Source organism: Streptomyces sp. NP-1717 (genome assembly GCF_022695985.1).
GTDB lineage: Bacteria > Actinomycetota > Actinomycetes > Streptomycetales > Streptomycetaceae > Streptomyces.
In genome coordinates this window covers 1-17630 of record NZ_JAAPBF010000021.1, presented here as the reverse complement: position 1 = coordinate 17630, position 17630 = coordinate 1, and the positions used below count along the sequence as shown (strand labels likewise).

The 17630-nt window shown below is 71.0% G+C and carries 14 protein-coding genes; 10 read left to right on the top strand and 4 right to left on the bottom strand.

Annotation, left to right across the window (positions count from 1 at the left end; all coding sequences use genetic code 11):
- Positions 1-61 precede the first annotated feature (61 nt).
- From GXP76_RS07125 to GXP76_RS07110, 4 genes are all read left to right on the top strand, one after another.
- Positions 62-1558, top strand: coding sequence for an APC family permease (locus tag GXP76_RS07125; RefSeq protein WP_242570570.1), 1497 nt, complete (start codon positions 62-64; stop codon positions 1556-1558).
- 135 nt (positions 1559-1693) lie between these two features.
- Positions 1694-2902, top strand: coding sequence for an exodeoxyribonuclease VII large subunit (gene xseA, locus GXP76_RS07120; protein ID WP_242570569.1), 1209 nt, complete (start codon positions 1694-1696; stop codon positions 2900-2902).
- A 69-nt stretch (positions 2903-2971) separates the two neighbouring features.
- Positions 2972-3229 carry an exodeoxyribonuclease VII small subunit gene (locus GXP76_RS07115; protein ID WP_242570568.1) on the top strand — a complete coding sequence of 86 codons (258 nt, stop codon included), beginning with the start codon at positions 2972-2974 and terminating at the stop codon, positions 3227-3229.
- A gap of 477 nt (positions 3230-3706) precedes the next feature.
- Positions 3707-4297 (top strand): malonic semialdehyde reductase, encoded by a 591-nt coding sequence (locus tag GXP76_RS07110; RefSeq protein ID WP_242570567.1) that lies wholly within the window; start codon positions 3707-3709, stop codon positions 4295-4297.
- Positions 4298-4378: 81 nt separating this feature from the next.
- On the opposite strand, the gene GXP76_RS07105 is transcribed toward GXP76_RS07110, so the two are convergent.
- Positions 4379-4981, bottom strand: coding sequence for a DUF4245 domain-containing protein (locus tag GXP76_RS07105; protein ID WP_308354100.1), 603 nt, complete (start codon positions 4979-4981; stop codon positions 4379-4381).
- 122 nt (positions 4982-5103) lie between these two features.
- Here GXP76_RS07105 and glpX point away from each other — a divergent pair, with 122 nt between their 5' ends.
- Positions 5104-6135, top strand: coding sequence for a class II fructose-bisphosphatase (glpX, locus tag GXP76_RS07100; RefSeq protein WP_242570566.1), 1032 nt, complete (start codon positions 5104-5106; stop codon positions 6133-6135).
- Between the two features lie 161 nt (positions 6136-6296).
- On the opposite strand, the gene GXP76_RS07095 is transcribed toward glpX, so the two are convergent.
- Positions 6297-6671 carry a WhiB family transcriptional regulator gene (locus tag GXP76_RS07095; protein WP_147874052.1) on the bottom strand — a complete coding sequence of 125 codons (375 nt, stop codon included), beginning with the start codon at positions 6669-6671 and terminating at the stop codon, positions 6297-6299.
- Between the two features lie 284 nt (positions 6672-6955).
- On the bottom strand, positions 6956-7621 hold the full coding sequence (locus GXP76_RS07090; protein ID WP_242570565.1) for a DUF1707 domain-containing protein: 666 nt from the start codon (positions 7619-7621) through the stop codon (positions 6956-6958).
- A 206-nt stretch (positions 7622-7827) separates the two neighbouring features.
- Here GXP76_RS07090 and GXP76_RS07085 point away from each other — a divergent pair, with 206 nt between their 5' ends.
- The gene (locus GXP76_RS07085; protein ID WP_277993078.1) at positions 7828-9510 is read left to right on the top strand and encodes a fumarate hydratase; all 1683 of its coding nucleotides are present in this window, start codon (positions 7828-7830) and stop codon (positions 9508-9510) included.
- Positions 9511-9556: 46 nt separating this feature from the next.
- Here the strand turns inward: GXP76_RS07085 and GXP76_RS07080 are convergent, their stop codons facing one another.
- Positions 9557-11107, bottom strand: a complete 1551-nt coding sequence (locus tag GXP76_RS07080) for a ricin-type beta-trefoil lectin domain protein (RefSeq protein ID WP_242570563.1) — start codon at positions 11105-11107, stop codon at positions 9557-9559.
- Positions 11108-11212: 105 nt separating this feature from the next.
- Here GXP76_RS07080 and GXP76_RS07075 point away from each other — a divergent pair, with 105 nt between their 5' ends.
- From GXP76_RS07075 to GXP76_RS07060, 4 genes are all read left to right on the top strand, one after another.
- Complete coding sequence (locus GXP76_RS07075; RefSeq protein WP_242570562.1) at positions 11213-12598, top strand: aspartate ammonia-lyase; 1386 nt, start codon at positions 11213-11215, stop codon at positions 12596-12598.
- Between the two features lie 94 nt (positions 12599-12692).
- On the top strand, positions 12693-13367 hold the full coding sequence (locus tag GXP76_RS07070; RefSeq protein WP_242570561.1) for a DUF402 domain-containing protein: 675 nt from the start codon (positions 12693-12695) through the stop codon (positions 13365-13367).
- Positions 13368-13844: 477 nt separating this feature from the next.
- Entirely contained in the window at positions 13845-15800 is a 1956-nt protein-coding gene (locus tag GXP76_RS07065; protein ID WP_242570560.1) for a SpoIIE family protein phosphatase, read from the top strand.
- Between the two features lie 168 nt (positions 15801-15968).
- Positions 15969-17432, top strand: a complete 1464-nt coding sequence (locus GXP76_RS07060) for a catalase (RefSeq protein WP_242570559.1) — start codon at positions 15969-15971, stop codon at positions 17430-17432.
- The last annotated feature ends 198 nt before the right edge of the window (positions 17433-17630 follow it).

The window sequence follows — 17630 nt, the reverse complement described above, 5'->3', positions numbered from 1 at the left end:
AAGAGGCGGAAGATCGCCTGCCGGGCCGAGACTGGGCCTACGTGATCGACGGAGGGACGCCATGGCCGACAGCAGCGGTGCGGGCGATGCGGGCGGCACGGGCGGTAGGGGCGGTACGAACCCGCGTACGGGTGACGGCGCCGGCGGCTCCGGCCGCGAACCCGAGCCGGGCGTGAGTCCGGACGGACCCTCGGATACGGGCAGCGGCGGGGGAGCGCACGCCGTGGGCGGACTGCGGCGGACCCTCGGGTTCCGCGATCTCGTCGTGTACGGGCTCCTCTTCATCGCGCCCATGGCGCCCGTCGGTGTGTACGGCACGCTGGACGCCAAGTCGCACGGGGCCGTGGCGCTCGTCTACGTCTTCGCGACCGTCGCCATGGCGTTCACCGCCTTCAGCTACGCGCAGATGATCCGGGTCGCACCGCAGGCGGGTTCGGTCTTCGCGTACGCGCGCAAGGGGCTCGGCGAGGGGCCGGGGTTCGTCGCCGGATGGATGGCGATGCTCGACTACCTCCTGATCCCCGCCGTCGCCTATCTCTTCGCCGGGATCGCGATGGAGGCGCTGGTGCCCTCCGTCGACCGGTGGATCTGGACCGGGCTCGCCGTCGTGATCACCACCCTGCTCAACCTCTGGGGCGTACGAGCGGCCGCGCGTGTCGGCTTCTTCGTGCTCGCGATGGAGATCGTGGTGCTGGTGGTGTTCGTGGTGTCGGCGATCGTGGTGCTCGCGCAGGACGGCGCGACGCGCGGCTGGCTGTCACCGCTCACCGGCGATCTGACGTTCTCACTGACGGCGGTGCTCAGCGGGGTGTCGGTCGCGGTGCTGTCCTATCTGGGCTTCGACGCGATCGCCTCGTTCGCCGAGGAGGTGACGGGCGGTTCGCGGAAGGTGGCGCGGGCGGTGCTGTTCTGTCTGGCGCTCGCCGGTGTGCTGTTCGTGGCGCAGACGTATCTCGTGGCGCTCCTGGAACCGCTGAGCTCGGCGGAACTGGCGGCGGACCCGGCGAAGCAGGGGTCGGCCTTCTACGACGCGGTGGACGCCTCCGTAGGAACGTGGCTGCACGACCTGGTCGCGGTGAGCAAGGCGATCGGTGCCGCGTTCGCCGCGCTGGCGGGACAGGCCGCTGCGGGCCGGCTGCTGTTCGCGATGGGCAGGGAACGGCGGCTGCCGCGGCTGCTGTCCCGTACGGACGCGGGTACGCCCCGTGTGGCGCTGCTGCTCGCGGCGGTGGTGACGCTGATCGCCGCCGTGTGGGCGGCCAGGAACGACAACGGGCTGGACCATCTGGTGTCGGTGGTCGACATCGGGGCCCTGACGGCGTTCATCCTGCTCCACGCGTCGGTGGTCGGGTGGTACGCGGTGCGGCGCATGGAGGGGCCGCCACGGATCCTGGCGCATGTGGTGGCGCCGGTGGTCGGCGCCGGTGTGCTGGTCGCCGTGATCGTGGAGGCGGCGGAGTCGGCGCAGGTGGTGGGCGCGATCTGGCTGGCGGCGGGTCTGGTGGTGCTCGCGATCCAGTCGCGTCGCCGGAGCGCGCTCACACGGAAGGCTCCGTAGGCCCCGTGGCCCTGTCCCGTACGGCGCGTGTCTCACCTCCTCTCGCGACGCCGCGTCCCGTACGTCCCGTAGGGACGGGGCGGGCGCTCCGCGGGATGGACGGCGTTGTCGGAGGCGGCCGATACGCTCGACGACATGGCTCTCAACACGTCCCCGGACGCCCCGCTGCCCGTCGGTGAGGTGTCGCGCCTCATCGGCGGCTGGATCGACCGGCTCGGCGCCGTCTGGGTCGAGGGACAGATCACCCAGCTGTCGCGCAGGCCGGGTGCCGGGGTCGTGTTCCTGACGCTGCGCGACCCGTCGTACGACATCTCGGTGAGCGTCACCTGCTACCGGCAGGTCTTCGACGCGATCGCCGATGTCGTGTCCGAAGGGGCGCGGGTCGTGGTGCACGCGAAGCCGGAGTGGTACGCGCCGAGGGGGCAGCTGTCCCTGCGGGCCACCGAGATAAAGCCCGTCGGCATCGGCGAACTGCTCGTCAGGCTGGAGCAGTTGAAGAAGTCCCTCGGTGCCGAAGGGCTGTTCGCCGCCGATCGCAAGCGGCCGCTGCCCTTTCTGCCGCAGCTGATCGGGCTCGTCTGCGGCCGGGCGTCGGCGGCCGAGCGGGACGTCCTGGAGAACGCGCGGCGGCGCTGGCCCGCCGTCCGCTTCGAGGTGCGCAACACCGCCGTACAGGGCGTCAACGCGGTGAATCAGGTCGTCCAGGCGGTCAAGGAGCTGGACGATCTGCCCGAGGTCGATGTGATCATCGTGGCGCGCGGCGGCGGCAGTGTGGAGGATCTGCTGCCGTTCTCGGACGAGCAGTTGGTACGGGCGGTGGCCGACTGCCGTACGCCCGTCGTGTCGGCGATCGGCCACGAGCCCGACTCCCCGTTGCTCGACCTCGTCGCCGACGTACGGGCGTCGACGCCCACGGACGCGGCGAAGAAGACCGTGCCGGACGTCGGTGAGGAGCTGGACCGCGTGCAGGGGCTGCGGGACCGGGCGCTGCGGACGGTGCAGGGGCTGCTCGACCGGGAGGAGCGCGGGCTCGCCCACGCGCTGGCCCGGCCGGTGATGGAGCGCCCGCAGCGGATGGTGGAGGAGCGCGAGAGCGAGATCGACGCGCTGGCCGACCGCAGCCGGCGGGTGCTGCGGCATCTGCTGGACCGCGCGGACTCCGAGCTGTCGCACACCCGGGCGCGGGTGGTCTCGCTGTCGCCGGCGGCGACGCTGGAGCGCGGGTACGCGGTGCTCCAGCGGCCGGACGGGGCCGTCGTCCGCTCCCCGGCCGAGGTCTCGGCGGACCAGGAGCTGCGGGCCAGGGTGGCGGAGGGCGAGTTCTCGGTGCGGGTCTCCGAATGAGCCGCAGGCGCACGGCGTACGCATGTCCTCGACGATTCGTTGTCGCAGACCGTATTTAGGGTGGATCACATGGCCAAGAAGGACAGCGGGACAGCAACGGCCGCCGGCGCGGACGCGCCCGGCTACGAGCAGGCGAGGGACGAGCTGATCGACGTCGTGCGCCGTCTGGAGACCGGTGGTACGACGCTGGAGGAGTCGCTGGCCCTGTGGGAGCGGGGCGAGGAGCTGGCCAAGGTCTGCCGCCGCTGGCTGGACGGCGCGCGCGCCCGCCTCGACGCCTCACTGGCGGACCCGGCGCCCGCGTCCGGCCCCGACGACCGCGGCTGAGCGACCTCCTGAGGCCGGAGTCCGCCGACTGGGGCGTGGCCGCGGAGTAACGCCGTCCGCTCGGCGGGCCGGTCCCACGGCGGCCGATGCGTCCGGCGCGTCCGGCGCGGGCGATCGCGAGATGGTGGATCGTTCCCGTTCCCGTACGGGGCGTGAGCGGCGTACGTGGACGACTGACGACAACGCGGCGGGCGAGCGGGGCGAGCGGGCGTGCCAGGCGCTTGGGCCCGCACGGGGCGTCCGAAACGCGCCCCCCGCTCCTGTCCCAGATCTCCGTCGGCCCGACTGGCTCTGGAGCCCCCGGCCCCGATCGGGCGCGGGCCCCGGCGGCCGCCGGAAGGTCCCTTTTGTCAACATCATGTGAAACGAGTCACCGCAGCCCCGGTTTTAGTTGAAAGTTAATACATCCAGGCGTACGTTGGCGGCGTCGTTTGATCGATCATTTGGTCGGTCCGCCCGTCCGGAAGGTACGCCCCGATGTCCCTCGTTCTCGACTCCGCCGCACAGGACCTCCTCTTCCGCGAGGCCCGCACCGCCAACACGTTCACCGACGAGCCGGTGACCGAGGAGCAGGTCCAGGCGATCTACGACCTCGTGAAGCTCGGCCCCACCGCCTTCAACCAGACGCCGCTGCGCGTCGTCCTGGTCCGCTCCCCCGAGGCGCGTGAACGGCTCGTCCGGCACATGAGCGACGGCAACAAGCCCAAGACGTCCACCGCCCCGCTGGTCGCGATCTTCGCCGCCGACAACGAGTTCCACGAGGAGCTGCCCGAGCTCTTCCCGGCCTTCCCCGGGGTCAAGGACGCCGTCTTCTCCCAGCGTCCGGTGCGCGAGCAGAACGCCGGTATGAACGCGGCGCTCCAGGCCGCGTACTTCATCGTCGGCATCCGCGCCGCCGGTCTGGCCGCAGGCCCGATGACGGGCTTCGACCACGCCGGTGTCCAGAAGGAGTTCCTGGACGGCGACCACACGCCCCTGATGATCGTGAACATCGGCAAGCCCGGCGACAACGCCTGGGCCCCGCGTTCCCCGCGCCGGTCCTACGACGAGGTCGTCACGACCGTCTGAGGGACCGGATCCCTCCCACGCGGCACGACGAGGCCGCCGCCCCTCCCCGGGACGGCGGCCTCGTCATCGCTCTAGCGGCGCTCAGGCCTCGCCGGACCCCGAGTCCGGCCCGGACCCGGCCCCGTCCCCCGTGTCGGACCCGGACCCCGAGCCGGGAGCCGGCGCCTCGTCCGACTCCAGCGCCTCCACCATCTCGACGAGCCGCTCGTACGGCGCCGTACCCGTCACGACCGTCGTCGCCCCGTCGGCGGCGCGCACCAGGGCGTCGTACTTCGGCCCCTCCCAGCGCTGCCAGGTCTCGCCGCCCACCCGCGCGGTCTTCCCGGTGTTCTCCGCCCGGTGCGTGACATCGGCGATGTACTTCCGCGCCGACGCCGTCGACTGCTCCACGGCCACGTACTCACGGTCCGGGTCGAGGAAGCCGAGATGCCAGGAGTCACCGTCCTGCCGTGCGTACGACACGGATGTCGGCTTCCATGTCTTGGGGAGACCCTTCGGGGCCAGCACCGGGTAGGGGGCGGCTCGCTGCGCCGTCACCAGCTCGACCCGGTAGTCGACCGCCGGGAGGGGATCCGCGTCCTCGTCGTGCGGATTGACCAGGTAGAAAGCCCCCGCGACGGCGACGACGACCGCCATCGACAGGAACATGCTCCGCACCGTCTGATTGCCTCGCTTCGCTGCCACGTTCCTATGGTCCCATCAAGGGTTCATGCTCATACGTGGGCCCCTCTGCTCATTTTATCGACGTACCGATAGAGTCGCAGCACCCTCATTCCGGCCGTCGCCGTACAGAAAGGTGCGTTCCGATGACCGAGCATCAACTCCCGTCCCCGCTGGAGGTCTCTCCCGAGGCCCCCGACCGCAACCTCGCGCTCGAACTCGTACGGGTCACCGAGGCCGCCGCCATGGCGGCCGGACGCTGGGTCGGACGCGGCGACAAGATCGGCGCGGACGGCGCGGCCGTGAACGCCATGCGCACCCTCGTCTCCACCGTCTCGATGAACGGTGTCGTCGTGATCGGCGAGGGCGAGAAGGACGAGGCCCCGATGCTGTTCAACGGGGAGCGCGTCGGTGACGGCACCGGTGCCGAGGTCGACATCGCCGTGGACCCGATCGACGGCACCACCCTCAACGCCAAGGGCATGCCCAACGCCATCGCCGTGCTCGCGGCAGCCGACCGCGGCGCCATGTTCGACCCCTCGGCGGTCTTCTACATGGACAAGCTGGTGACCGGGCCCGAGGCCGCCGACTTCGTCGACATCAACGCCCCCGTCTCGGTCAACATCCGCCGTGTCGCCAGGGCCAAGCAGTCGTCGCCCCAGGACGTCACGGTCGTCATCCTCGACCGCCCCCGCCACGACGACATCGTCAAGGAGATCCGGGAGACGGGCGCGCGGATCAAGTTCATCTCGGACGGCGACGTGGCCGGCTCGATCATGGCCGTACGCGAAGGAACCGGCGTCGACCTGCTGATGGGCATCGGCGGGACCCCCGAGGGCATCATCTCGGCGTGCGCGATCAAGTGCCTCGGCGGGACCATCCAGGGCAAGCTCTGGCCGAAGGACGCCGCCGAGAGGCAGCGGGCGCTCGACGCCGGGCACGATCTGGACCGGGTGCTGTCGACGGACGACCTGGTCAGCGGCGACAACGTGTTCTTCGTCGCGACGGGCATCACGGACGGCGAGTTGCTGCGCGGGGTGCGGTACCGCTCGGAGACCGCGACCACCCAGTCGATGGTGACGCGCTCGAAGTCGGGCACGATCCGGCAGATCGACTCGACGCACCGGCTGTCGAAGCTCCGCGCCTACAGCACGATCGACTTCGACCGCGCGAAGTAGCGGTACGCGGCCGGATCCCGGCGCGCTCGACGGCGAACGGCAGACGGCAGGCGGGATGGCGGCGACCGACGGTACGCCGTGTCCGGTACGCGTGAATCCGGGGCGCTCCTCATGTGCGGCAGGGGCGCCCCGGTCACATCCGAACGGAATCGGGAGTGCGGTCAGCCCGCCGCGGCGATCCGGCCCGCGGCCGACGCCGCGTTCCGCAACTCCACCTCACGGCGCCTGCGGCGCGCCAGGACCACACGGCGCTCGGCGGCGGTCAGGCCGCCCCACACCCCGTACGGCTCGGGCTGAAGCAGGGCGTGCTCCCGGCAGTCGACCATCACCGGACAGCGCGCGCAGACCCGCTTCGCGGCCTCCTCACGCGCCAGCCTCGCGGCCGTCGGCTCCTTGGACGGTGCGAAGAACAATCCGGCTTCGTCCCGGCGGCACACCGCCTCCGAATGCCAGGGTCCGGCCTGATCCTCCCGAGCGGGACTCCGCTGAGGCGGTACGGCGGCGACCTGCAGGGGCTGATGCGGCAATGGCAGCACGGTCCACTCCTGACGACGGCTTCGCGAGCGAGAGGCGATGCAGCAGTCCCTACCCGCTGTGCGCACGCCTAAGCACTGAGTGGCACTGGGATGCGACGTGCGGAACGCCGTACGGAGTGGTGTACGGCGTGGTGAACACGTCGGCCCGGGTGGGCCGACGGCCCCGGTGAGGTCCGCCGCGACCGCAAACGGAACCCGAAGCGGAACGGATCGGCAACCGGAAGACGGATGCCCGGTTGCCGACTGCCCCCGGCACCGGTCACCGGGCCGCCGGCCGCCGGCGGTCAGTGACCCAGGTGCTTGCGCAGCCGCCTGTTGAGATCCGCGATGAACTTGCCGCGCTTGGGCTTGGCCTCGATGCTCCCGAAGACCGAGTAGCCGTTGACGACCACGACCGGGGCTTCCGCGTCGGTGCCCTCCAGCGTGCTCACCTCGAAGTTGCCGAAGACGCCGGTGCCGCCGCCGCGCAGCGAGATGTTCTCCGGGACCCGGACCTCGATCGAGCCGAAGATGGCGGTCGCGTTGATCACGGTCGTCCGCTGCGCGAAGATCGCCTCGGTCAGGTCGATCTCGATGCTCCCGAAGAGCGCGAAGGCGTTCGTACGGCGGCCCACCCGCCAACGGCCCTTGCGGGTCGAGCTGCTGAAGATGGCGACCATCGACTCGGCGGGCCCGGTCTCGTCGTCGGGACCGTAGGTGTGCGCGGCGGCGGGGCGGGCGGTGGTGGACGTCGCGGGCAAGTCCTTGACCAGCGGCTCCAGTTCACCCATCGTTTTGGCGCGGTAGACGGCGTCGATCCGCTCGGAGTGCTCCTCGGCATCCAGGCGACCGAGCGCGAGGGCTTCCCTGAGGATGTCGGCGATCCGGTCCCGATCGGCGTCGGAGGCCCGGATACCGGCGTGGGGCTCCGCCGGCGCGACCGGCTTCTGGGGGTGCTTTTCGAGGTCCACGGCACCACAGTAGCGAAACGCGATAGATCGCGACTAGGGCCTGTCGTGCGGATCAGGCGCGCGGGCGCCGCCGAAAGGTGCGGCGGGGCACCCCGCCGCGTCCGCCTCCTACTGAGTCTCACCTCACCCCGCCCGCCCGCGCGTCACGTCTTACGCTGAGAGGCGCGCTGCCCGACGAAGGTCAGCCGCCGTCTGCCGAGTGAGGAATGGCCGAAATGCCAGAGTTTGCGTACTCCGATCTGCTCCCTCTGGGAGAGGACACCACGCCGTACCGCCTGGTGACCGCCGACGGCGTCTCCACCTTCGAGGCCGACGGCCGTACGTTCCTCAAGGTCGACCCCGAGGCGCTGCGCACGCTCGCCGCCGAGGCGATGCACGACATCTCGCACTACCTGCGCCCGGCCCACCTCACCCAGCTGCGCAGGATCGTCGACGACCCGGACGCGTCGTCGAACGACAAGTTCGTGGCGCTCGACCTCCTCAAGAACGCCAACATCTCCGCCGCCGGCGTGCTGCCCATGTGCCAGGACACCGGCACGGCCATCGTGATGGGCAAGCGCGGACAGAACGTCCTTACGGAGGGCGGCGACGAGGCGGCCCTGTCGCACGGCATCTACGACGCGTACACCAAGCTCAACCTGCGCTACTCGCAGATGGCCCCGCTGACCATGTGGGAGGAGAAGAACACCGGCTCGAACCTGCCCGCGCAGATCGAGCTGTACGCGACCGACGGCGGCGCCTACAAGTTCCTCTTCATGGCCAAGGGCGGCGGCTCGGCCAACAAGTCGTTCCTCTACCAGGAGACGAAGGCCGTCCTGAACGAGGCCTCCATGATGAAGTTCCTGGAGGAGAAGATCCGTTCACTCGGTACGGCCGCCTGCCCGCCGTACCACCTGGCGATCGTCGTCGGCGGCACCTCCGCCGAGTTCGCGCTCAAGACCGCGAAGTACGCCTCCGCGCACTACCTGGACGAGCTGCCCGCCGAAGGCTCCCCCGCCGGTCACGGCTTCCGGGACAAGGAGCTGGAGGAGAAGGTCTTCGAGCTGACGCAGAAGATCGGTATCGGCGCGCAGTTCGGCGGCAAGTACTTCTGTCACGACGTGCGCGTCGTACGGCTCCCCCGGCACGGCGCCTCGCTCCCCGTCGCCATCGCCGTCTCCTGCTCGGCGGACCGCCAGGCGACCGCGAAGATCACCGCCGAGGGCGTCTTCCTGGAGCAGCTGGAGACCGACCCGGCGCGCTTCCTGCCCGACACCACCGACGAGCACCTGGAGCAGGGCGGCGAGAGCGACGTCGTACGGATCGACCTCGGCCGGCCGATGGACGACATCCTGGCCGAGCTGACCCGGCACCCCGTCAAGACCCGGCTGTCGCTGACCGGCACGCTGGTCGTGGCGCGCGACATCGCGCACGCCAAGATCAAGGAGCGGCTGGACGCGGGCGAGGAGATGCCGCAGTACCTGAAGGACCACCCGGTCTACTACGCCGGACCCGCCAAGACGCCCGAGGGGTACGCCTCCGGGTCGTTCGGCCCGACGACGGCGGGGCGCATGGACAGCTACGTCGAGCAGTTCCAGGCGGCGGGCGGCTCGAAGGTCATGCTCGCCAAGGGCAACCGCTCGAAACAGGTCACCGACGCGTGCGGCACGCACGGCGGTTTCTACCTCGGTTCGATCGGCGGCCCGGCGGCGCGGCTGGCGCAGGACTGCATCCGCAAGGTCGAGGTCCTGGAGTACGAGGAGCTCGGTATGGAGGCGGTCTGGAAGATCGAGGTCGAGGACTTCCCCGCGTTCATCGTCGTGGACGACAAGGGCAACGACTTCTTCACCGAGCCCGCGCCGGCGCCGACGTTCACCAGCATCCCGGTGCGGGGTCCCGGCCTCGCCTGAGCGGACGGCGGCGCGCGTGTGCGCCGTTGCGTGGATCAGACGTGGATCAGACGAAGCGCTGGTTCGCCGACCCGTCACAGTTCTGGAGCCGCAGCGGGTCCTGCGCCGAGGCCAGCGTCAGGCAGAGCGAGGCCGCCGACGCGGGGCGGATGGTGCCCGCCTCACGTACGAACTTCTGGTTCTCGCCGCCGTGGCAGTCCCACAGGGTGACCGCCGTGCCCGCGCGGTACGTCCCTGACGGGACGTCGACGCAGCGGTCGTGGCTCAGCTCGCTGTGCAGCGACCGCGCGCCGGCTCCCGCGCCGGTGTCGTACCACCAGCCCTGGTTGCGCCCGTCGTTGCAGCCGTAGCCGGTGATCTTCGATCCGTTGCGGGTCTTCGACGACGTCACGTCGACGCAGGTGCCGGTACCGGCGTTCTTCAATGGCTGAAAAACGTCGTCCCAGGCACCCGGTTGGAGCACGGGCCGCCCCGTGCTCGCCGGATCGGCGCAACTCGCCTCGTCGAGGCCCGAGTCGTAGAGCTGGGTGAGGCACGAGGCGAAGGCGACATGTCCGGCGGCGTTCGGGTGGAAGGACTGGCGGGCCGAATTCGCGTCCGGCGGGAAGGGGTTGCCGATGTCGATGAACAGCCCCCGCGCCCAGTCGTCGTCCGTGCACACCTCATGGCCGTGGAAGAGCCGCGAGTTGTCCAGGTACACCGCGCCCGAGTTGGCGGCGGCCCTGCGCACACCGCTCTGGAAGGCGGGGACGGCACCGTCGCGCGCCCAGGCGGCGTCCTCGTCGTAGCCGGTGCAGCCGCCGGGGATCTTGCCGGGGAAGTGGGGGTTGTCGGCGTAGTCGGGCGTGAGGGGGCCCGGGTAGCCCATCACGACGAGCTTGTAGTCGCCGTCGGCGTAGCCCGCGTCGCGCATGACACCGCGCAGGTCGGCCACGGTCGACTCGACCTTCGGTACGAGTCCGTCGACCCGGGCCTGCCAGCCGGCCCGGTACTTGTTGACGCACGGCCCCTGGAAGGTGAACCAGCGCAGTACGCAGTCGGTGATCACCGGACCGAACTGGAGATCGTCGTTGGCGCCCGCCACCAGCAGCACCATCTTGATCCTGGTGTTGCGCGCCTTGATCGCGAGGCTGTCGCTCTGCACGAGTTCGTCGGCGAACTGCGCCGTGCCGCCCACGCGGATGTTGACGGTCGAGGCGCCGGAGCAGGAGACGTTGTACGTGACGTCCGCCGCTATCCCGGTGCGGTGGATCGCCGAGTCGGGCGACCGGTGGCACCAGTTGTCGGGGCCGTTCGTGCCCGGCTCGTACGTGCCGACGCCCTCGCCGGAGATCTCGCTGTCGCCGAGCGAGATGAGCCCGGTCTTGCGCTGGTCGAGCGGCCGTTCGGCGGGGGCGCCGTAGAGGCGGGTGGCCTCGGCCGCGCGGATCTCCTCCAGGGCGGGCGGCAGCGGGGTGGACGCACGGACGGAGGCGGGCGCGCCGGTGAGGGCGGACGCCTGGGCCGTGGGGGTAAGTGCGACGAGTCCGCCGACGACGGTCGCGAATGCGGCGAGCGTGGCGACGGCACTTCGGAACGTGGGTCTCGTACGTTGCATGGCCTCCCCGATCTCAGTGTTACCAGGGGTTTCTACTGGCCGGTAGGAGGCTTGGGAACACTCCGAACAAGACAATTGCTCAACTTATGCAGGAGGTACGACACGATGACGAGCTACCGCACCGAGCACGACTCCATGGGTGAGATCCAGGTCCCGGCGGATGCCAAATGGCGCGCCCAGACCCAGCGGGCCGTGGAGAACTTCCCCGTCTCGGGCCGGCCCATCGAACGGGCCCACATCGAGGCCCTGGCCCGTATCAAGGCCGCCGCCGCCACCGTCAACGCCGAACTCGGCGTGCTGGACGGGGACATCGCCGAGGCGGTGCGGAGCGCGGCGGCCGAGGTCGCGGAGGGCCGCTGGGACGAGCACTTCCCGGTGGACGTCTTCCAGACCGGCTCGGGCACCTCTTCGAACATGAACGCCAACGAGGTCATCGCCACCCTCGCCACCGAGCGCCTGGGCCGCGACGTGCACCCCAACGACCACGTCAACGCCTCGCAGAGCTCCAACGACGTGTTCCCCTCCAGCATCCACATCGCCGCCACGGCCGCCGTCACCGCCGATCTGATCCCGGCGCTCGGTCATCTCGCCGCCGCGCTGGAGCGCAAGGCCGAGGAGTTCGCGGACGTCGTGAAGTCGGGCCGTACGCATCTGATGGACGCGACGCCCGTCACGCTGGGCCAGGAGTTCGGCGGCTACGCGGCGGCCGTCAGGTACGGGATCGAGCGGCTGGAGTCGGCTCTGCCGCGGCTGGCCGAGCTGCCCCTGGGCGGTACGGCGGTGGGCACCGGCATCAACACCCCGCCCGGCTTCCCGGCCGCCGTCATCGCCGAGGTGGCCCGCACGACCGGGCTGCCGCTGACCGAGGCCCGTAACCACTTCGAGGCGCAGGGCTCGCGCGACGGACTCGTGGAGACCTCGGGCCAGCTCCGTACCGTCGCCGTCTCGCTCACGAAGATCTCCAACGATCTGCGCTGGATGGCGTCGGGGCCGCGGACCGGGCTGGCGGAGATCAATCTGCCCGATCTCCAGCCCGGCTCGTCGATCATGCCGGGCAAGGTCAATCCGGTGATCCCCGAGGCCGTCCTGATGGTGGCCGCCCAGGTCACGGGCAACGACGTCACCGTCGCCACCGCGGGCGCCGCGGGGAACTTCGAGCTGAACGTGATGCTGCCCGTGATCGCCAGGAACCTCCTGGAGTCCGTACGGCTGCTGGCCAACGTCTCCCGGCTCCTCGCGGACCGCACCGTCGACGGCATCACGGCGAACGTGGAGCGGGCCCGGCTGTACGCGGAGTCGTCCCCGTCCGTCGTCACCCCGCTGAACAAGTACATCGGCTACGAGGAGGCGGCCAAGGTCGCCAAGCGGTCGCTGGCGCAGGGGCGCACGATCCGCGAGGTGGTGCTGGACTCCGGCTACGTGGAGCGCGGCGATCTGACGCTGGAGCAGCTGGACGAGGCGCTGGACGTCCTGCGGATGACGCATCCGTGACCGGGGCCGGGTAAACCGGGGCCGGGACCGACAAGATCGAGCCGTCCGGGCGCACCTCACCGCGCCCGCGCCACCTCCGCCCTAAGATCTGCGCATGACAGGAGCGGACGGCATTCGACACTGGGACCGGGGCGAGCGGATCCTCTGGCGCTACCGGGACAACGGCTCCGGCCATGTGCACATCTGCCGCCCGGTGACCGTCGTGCAGGACACCGACGAGCTGCTGGCCGTGTGGATGGCGCCGGGCACCGAGTGCGTGAAGCCGGTGCTCGCCGACGGCACGCCCGTGCACCACGAACCCCTCGCCACCCGGTACACGGCGCCGCGCAGCACGGCTCGCGCCCACTGGGAGGGCACGGGCGTGCTGAAGCTGGCCAGGCCGGGCGAGCCGTGGTCGGTCTGGCTGTTCTGGGAACAGGGCTGGGAGTTCCGGAGCTGGTACGTGAACCTGGAGGAGCCGCGCCTTCGTTGGGCGGACGGCATCGACTCCGAGGACCACTTCCTCGACATCTCGGTCTACCCGGACCGCACCTGGCTGTGGCGCGACGAGGACGAGTTCGCCGAGGCCCAGCGGGTCGGACTGCTGGACGCCGGAAAGGCGCTGCGCGTACGGGAGGCCGGGAGCGCGGCGGTCGAGATGATCGAGGCGTGGGGGGCGCCGTTCTCCGAAGGCTGGGAGAACTGGCGGCCCGATCCGCGGTGGTCGGTGCCGGAGCTGCCGGAGGCCTGGGACCGCGCCCCCGAACCGGCGAAGGTCCGGACCAGATGAGAGAGAACGGCAGGTGGCCCGCACCTACCTGGTGATCACCGGGGCGGGTTCGCCGACGTCGTGAGACCCTTGATGCGCCCCAGGGGTTCAAACGTAGGATCGTCCTCCGCGAGGCCGCGCCCGACCAACGCGCGGGACGGGCAGCGGAACTGACTTAAAGTCATGCCGCTGCACCATCGAGCCTCACGACGTACGACGCACGCGAGAACGACTCGCACGACCAACGAGCCGCAGACAGCCGCAGGACAGCCGCACATCAGCCGCTGGACATCGACGAGGGGGGGGAGCCGTGCAGGACGCCTGCCGCCGTGGCATCCGCGCCCTCGGCGCCCGAGCGGGGAGTTTCCGGCGGAAGGTCCCGGTGACCGGCTGCGACGGCCCCTGCGGGGACAGACCCGGGGCACCCTGGACGAGGGTGGCATCGCCAGTCGAATCGGTTGTCTCGCACCACCGGCCCGGACGGACGGAATCCCACGCGTGACGGAGCATCCCACCTCCCATGAAGGCCGGCAGCCCCTGGCTGCCCGGTCCCAGGAACGCACCCGGCCGCGGCAGGAGGCGTCCGCCACCGCGGTACCGCAGCCGTCGGTGCCGTCGGCGCACACACCCGCGCCCACGCCCGCGTCCGCGCAGGCGTCCGTGCCCTCGGCGTCTCCGCCGCCGGACCCCGTGGGCGCCGCGCGCCGCGAGGGCGACCGGCTGCGCTTCGTCGGGGCCGCCACCCGCCGTATCGCGCGGGGCATCGACCTGGACGAGATCGTGCTCGGTCTGTGCAGGGCGACCGTCCCGACGTTCTCCGACGCGATACTCGTCTATCTCCGCGACCCGCTGCCCGTCGGTGACGAACGCCCGATCTCCCCCTTCGTACTGAGGCTGCGCCGTACGGACCGGCTGCGGCTCACCGACGAGGACGGCGAGAGCACGGGCACGGTCGGTACCGCCGCCGTGGGCATGCAGCTTCCGGAGTCCGAGAGCGGCCGGGTGCCGGTCCTGGATCCGCAGACCGATGTGATGCCCGCCGCGCAGCTCTGCGAGGTGGCGTCCGGCGGCGCGCTCTCCGAGGTCCTGCGCGGTGTCCGGCCGGTCTTCGGCGACTCCGCCGCCGCCCGCGCGGCGCTTCCGGAGCTGCTCGGCGACGAGATGGCCGTTCCGGGCGGCCGGCGCGCGATCCTGGCCCCGCTGCGCGGCAGGCGGCGCGTCATCGGCTCCGCCGTCTTCCTGCGCAGGCCCGACCGCCCGGCGTTCGAGCCCAACGACCTGCTGGTGGCCGCGCAGCTCGCCACGCACACCGCGCTGGGCATCGACAAGGCGGTGCTGTACGGCCGCGAGGCGTACATCGCGGACGAGCTCCAGCGCACGATGCTCCCGGAGGGTCTGCCGCAGCCCACGGGCGTCCGGCTCGCCTCCCGGTATCTCCCCGCCGCCGAGACCGCGCGCGTCGGCGGCGACTGGTACGACGCGATCCCGCTGCCCGGCAGCCGTGTCGCCCTGGTCGTCGGTGATGTCATGGGCCACTCCATGACGTCCGCCGCGATCATGGGCCAGCTGCGGACGACGGCGCAGACCCTCGCCGGTCTCGACCTGCCGCCGCAGGAGGTCCTGCACCACCTCGACGAGCAGGCGCAGCGGCTGGGCACCGACCGGATGGCGACCTGCCTGTACGCGGTGTACGACCCGGTCTCGCACCGCATCACCATCGCCAACGCCGGCCATCCGCCGCCCATACTGCTCCACCTGGGCGGCCGGGCCGAGGTGCTGCGCGTGCCGCCCGGCGCCCCGATCGGCGTCGGCGGCGTGGACTTCGAGGCCGTCGAGCTGGACGCGCCGGCCGGCGCCACGCTGCTCCTCTATACGGACGGTCTCGTGGAGTCCCGGCTGCGTGACGTGTGGACGGGGATCGAGCAGTTGCGGGAGCGTCTCGCCGCGACGGCCCAGCTCACCGGCCCCGACCACTCGCCTCCCTTGGAGGCGCTGTGCGACGACGTGCTGGACGTGCTCGGCCCCGGCGACCGCGACGACGACATCGCGCTGCTGGCCGCCCGGTTCGACGGGATCGCGCCGAGCGATGTCGCGTACTGGTTCCTGGAGCCGGAGGACGCGGCGCCGGGCCGGGCCAGACGGCTCGCGCGGCGGGCGCTCTCGCGGTGGGGTCTGGAGGAGTTGAGCGATTCGGTCGAGCTGCTGATCAGCGAGGTGGTCACCAACGCGGTCCGGTACGCGGAGCGGCCGGTCACCCTGCGGCTGCTGCGGACGGACGTGCTGCGCTGCGAGGTGGGCGACGACTCGCCGCAGCTTCCCCGCCAGCGCCGGGCGCGTGACACCGACGAGGGCGGCCGGGGCCTGTTCCTGGTCAACCGGCTGGCGAGGCGTTGGGGCGCGACGCGGCTGTCCACCGGCAAGGTCGTCTGGTTCGAGATCTCGACGCGTCCGTAGGACGGTGCGGGGCCGGTTCCGGTGTGATTCCGGCCCCCGCACCCACTCCTGACAAATGTTGCCGACGATGTGTCGGCGGGTTTCACTGGGGCAGGCGGCCGGTACGACCGCTGTCGTCCCGTGGCGCGGGAATCCCGCCGCGGGAACCCCTATGACGGGAGAACACTCGTGACCGGGTCGACCCCCAAGGCGCCGTACACGACCAACAACGCAGGTATCCCGGTGGAGAGCGACGAGAACTCGCTCACCGTGGGGCGGGACGGTCCGATCCTGCTCCAGGACCACTACCTCATCGAGAAGATGGCCCAGTTCAACCGGGAACGGGTCCCCGAGCGGGTCGTCCACGCCAAGGGCTCGGGCGCCTACGGCGTGTTCGAAGTGACCCACGACGTCAGCCAGTTCACCAAGGCGGACCTCTTCCAGCCGGGCAAACGCACCGAGATGCTGGCCCGCTTCTCGACGGTCGCCGGTGAGTTCGGCTCCCCCGACACCTGGCGCGACCCCCGTGGCTTCGCCCTGAAGTTCTATACGGAGCAGGGCAATTACGACCTGGTGGGCAACAACACGCCGGTCTTCTTCGTACGCGACACGATCAAGTTCCAGGACTTCATCCGCTCGCAGAAGCGCCACCCGGCCACCGGGCTGCGCAGCAACGACATGCAGTGGGACTTCTGGACGCTGTCACCCGAGTCGGCGCACCAGGTGACGTGGCTGATGGGCGACCGGGGCATCCCGAAGTCCTTCCGCCACATGAACGGCTACGGCTCGCACACCTATATGTGGGTGAACGGGGCCGGTGAGCGGTTCTGGGTCAAGTACCACTTCAAGACCGACCAGGGCATCGACTACCTCAGCCAGGCGGACGCCGACGAACTGGCGGGCTCGGACGCCGACCACCACCGCCGGGATCTGTACGAGTCGATCGAGTCGGGGAACGCGCCGACCTGGAGCCTGAAGGTCCAGGTCATGCCGTTCGAGGACGCGGCCGACTACCGTTTCAACCCCTTCGACCTGACGAAGGTGTGGCCGCACGGCGACTACCCGCTGATCGACGTCGGCCGGATGACGCTCAACAGGAATCCGGAGAATTTCTTCATCCACATCGAGCAGGCCGCCTTCGAGCCGTCGAACATGGTTCCGGGCATCGGCCCGTCCCCGGACAAGATGCTGCTCGGCCGGCTGTTCTCGTACCCGGACACCCACCGGTACCGGATCGGTCCGAACTACGCGCAGCTGCCGCCCAACCGGCCGCACTCGCCGGTGAACTCGTACGCCAAGGACGGCCCGATGCGGTACGTCGCGTCAAACGCGGCCATGCCGTACGCCCCGAACTCCTACGGGGGCCCGGCCGCCGACACCCGGAGCTACGGCGACCCGGCCGGCTGGGCGGCGGCGGGCGACATGGTCCGCGAGGCGTACACCAAACGGCGCGAGGACGACGACTGGGGCCAGGCGGGCACCCAGGTCCGCAACGTGCTCGACGACGCGCAGCGCGACCGGCTCGTGTCGAACGTCTCCGGCCATCTGCTCCAGGGCGTGACCCGCCCGGTCCTGGACCGGGCGCTCCAGTACTGGCGCAACATCGACAAGAACGTCGGTGACCGGATCGCGGGGAAGGTCAACGGCGGCTGACCACCCCCGCCTCGCCCTGCGGGCCCCGGGGCGCGACGCTAAGGCGTCAACGGCGGCCGTTGACCGCCACCACCGCCGGAGCCGTTGCCCCCGCCGCCGGAGCCGCCCGCGGAGCCCGTACCGCCGCTGTCGGTGCCTCCGTCGGTGCCGCCGGTGTCCCCACCGCCGGCGCCGCCGTCGGCACCCGGCTCGGGCGGC

Coding starts and splice junctions, on each gene's coding strand:
- GXP76_RS07125 (WP_242570570.1), top strand. CDS start 62: ATGGCCGACAGCAGCGGTGCGGGCGATGCGGGCGGCACGGGCGGTAGG.
- xseA (WP_242570569.1), top strand. CDS start 1,694: ATGGCTCTCAACACGTCCCCGGACGCCCCGCTGCCCGTCGGTGAGGTG.
- GXP76_RS07115 (WP_242570568.1), top strand. CDS start 2,972: ATGGCCAAGAAGGACAGCGGGACAGCAACGGCCGCCGGCGCGGACGCG.
- GXP76_RS07110 (WP_242570567.1), top strand. CDS start 3,707: ATGTCCCTCGTTCTCGACTCCGCCGCACAGGACCTCCTCTTCCGCGAG.
- glpX (WP_242570566.1), top strand. CDS start 5,104: ATGACCGAGCATCAACTCCCGTCCCCGCTGGAGGTCTCTCCCGAGGCC.
- GXP76_RS07085 (WP_277993078.1), top strand. CDS start 7,828: ATGGCCGAAATGCCAGAGTTTGCGTACTCCGATCTGCTCCCTCTGGGA.
- GXP76_RS07080 (WP_242570563.1), bottom strand. CDS start 11,107: ATGCAACGTACGAGACCCACGTTCCGAAGTGCCGTCGCCACGCTCGCC.
- GXP76_RS07075 (WP_242570562.1), top strand. CDS start 11,213: ATGACGAGCTACCGCACCGAGCACGACTCCATGGGTGAGATCCAGGTC.
- GXP76_RS07070 (WP_242570561.1), top strand. CDS start 12,693: ATGACAGGAGCGGACGGCATTCGACACTGGGACCGGGGCGAGCGGATC.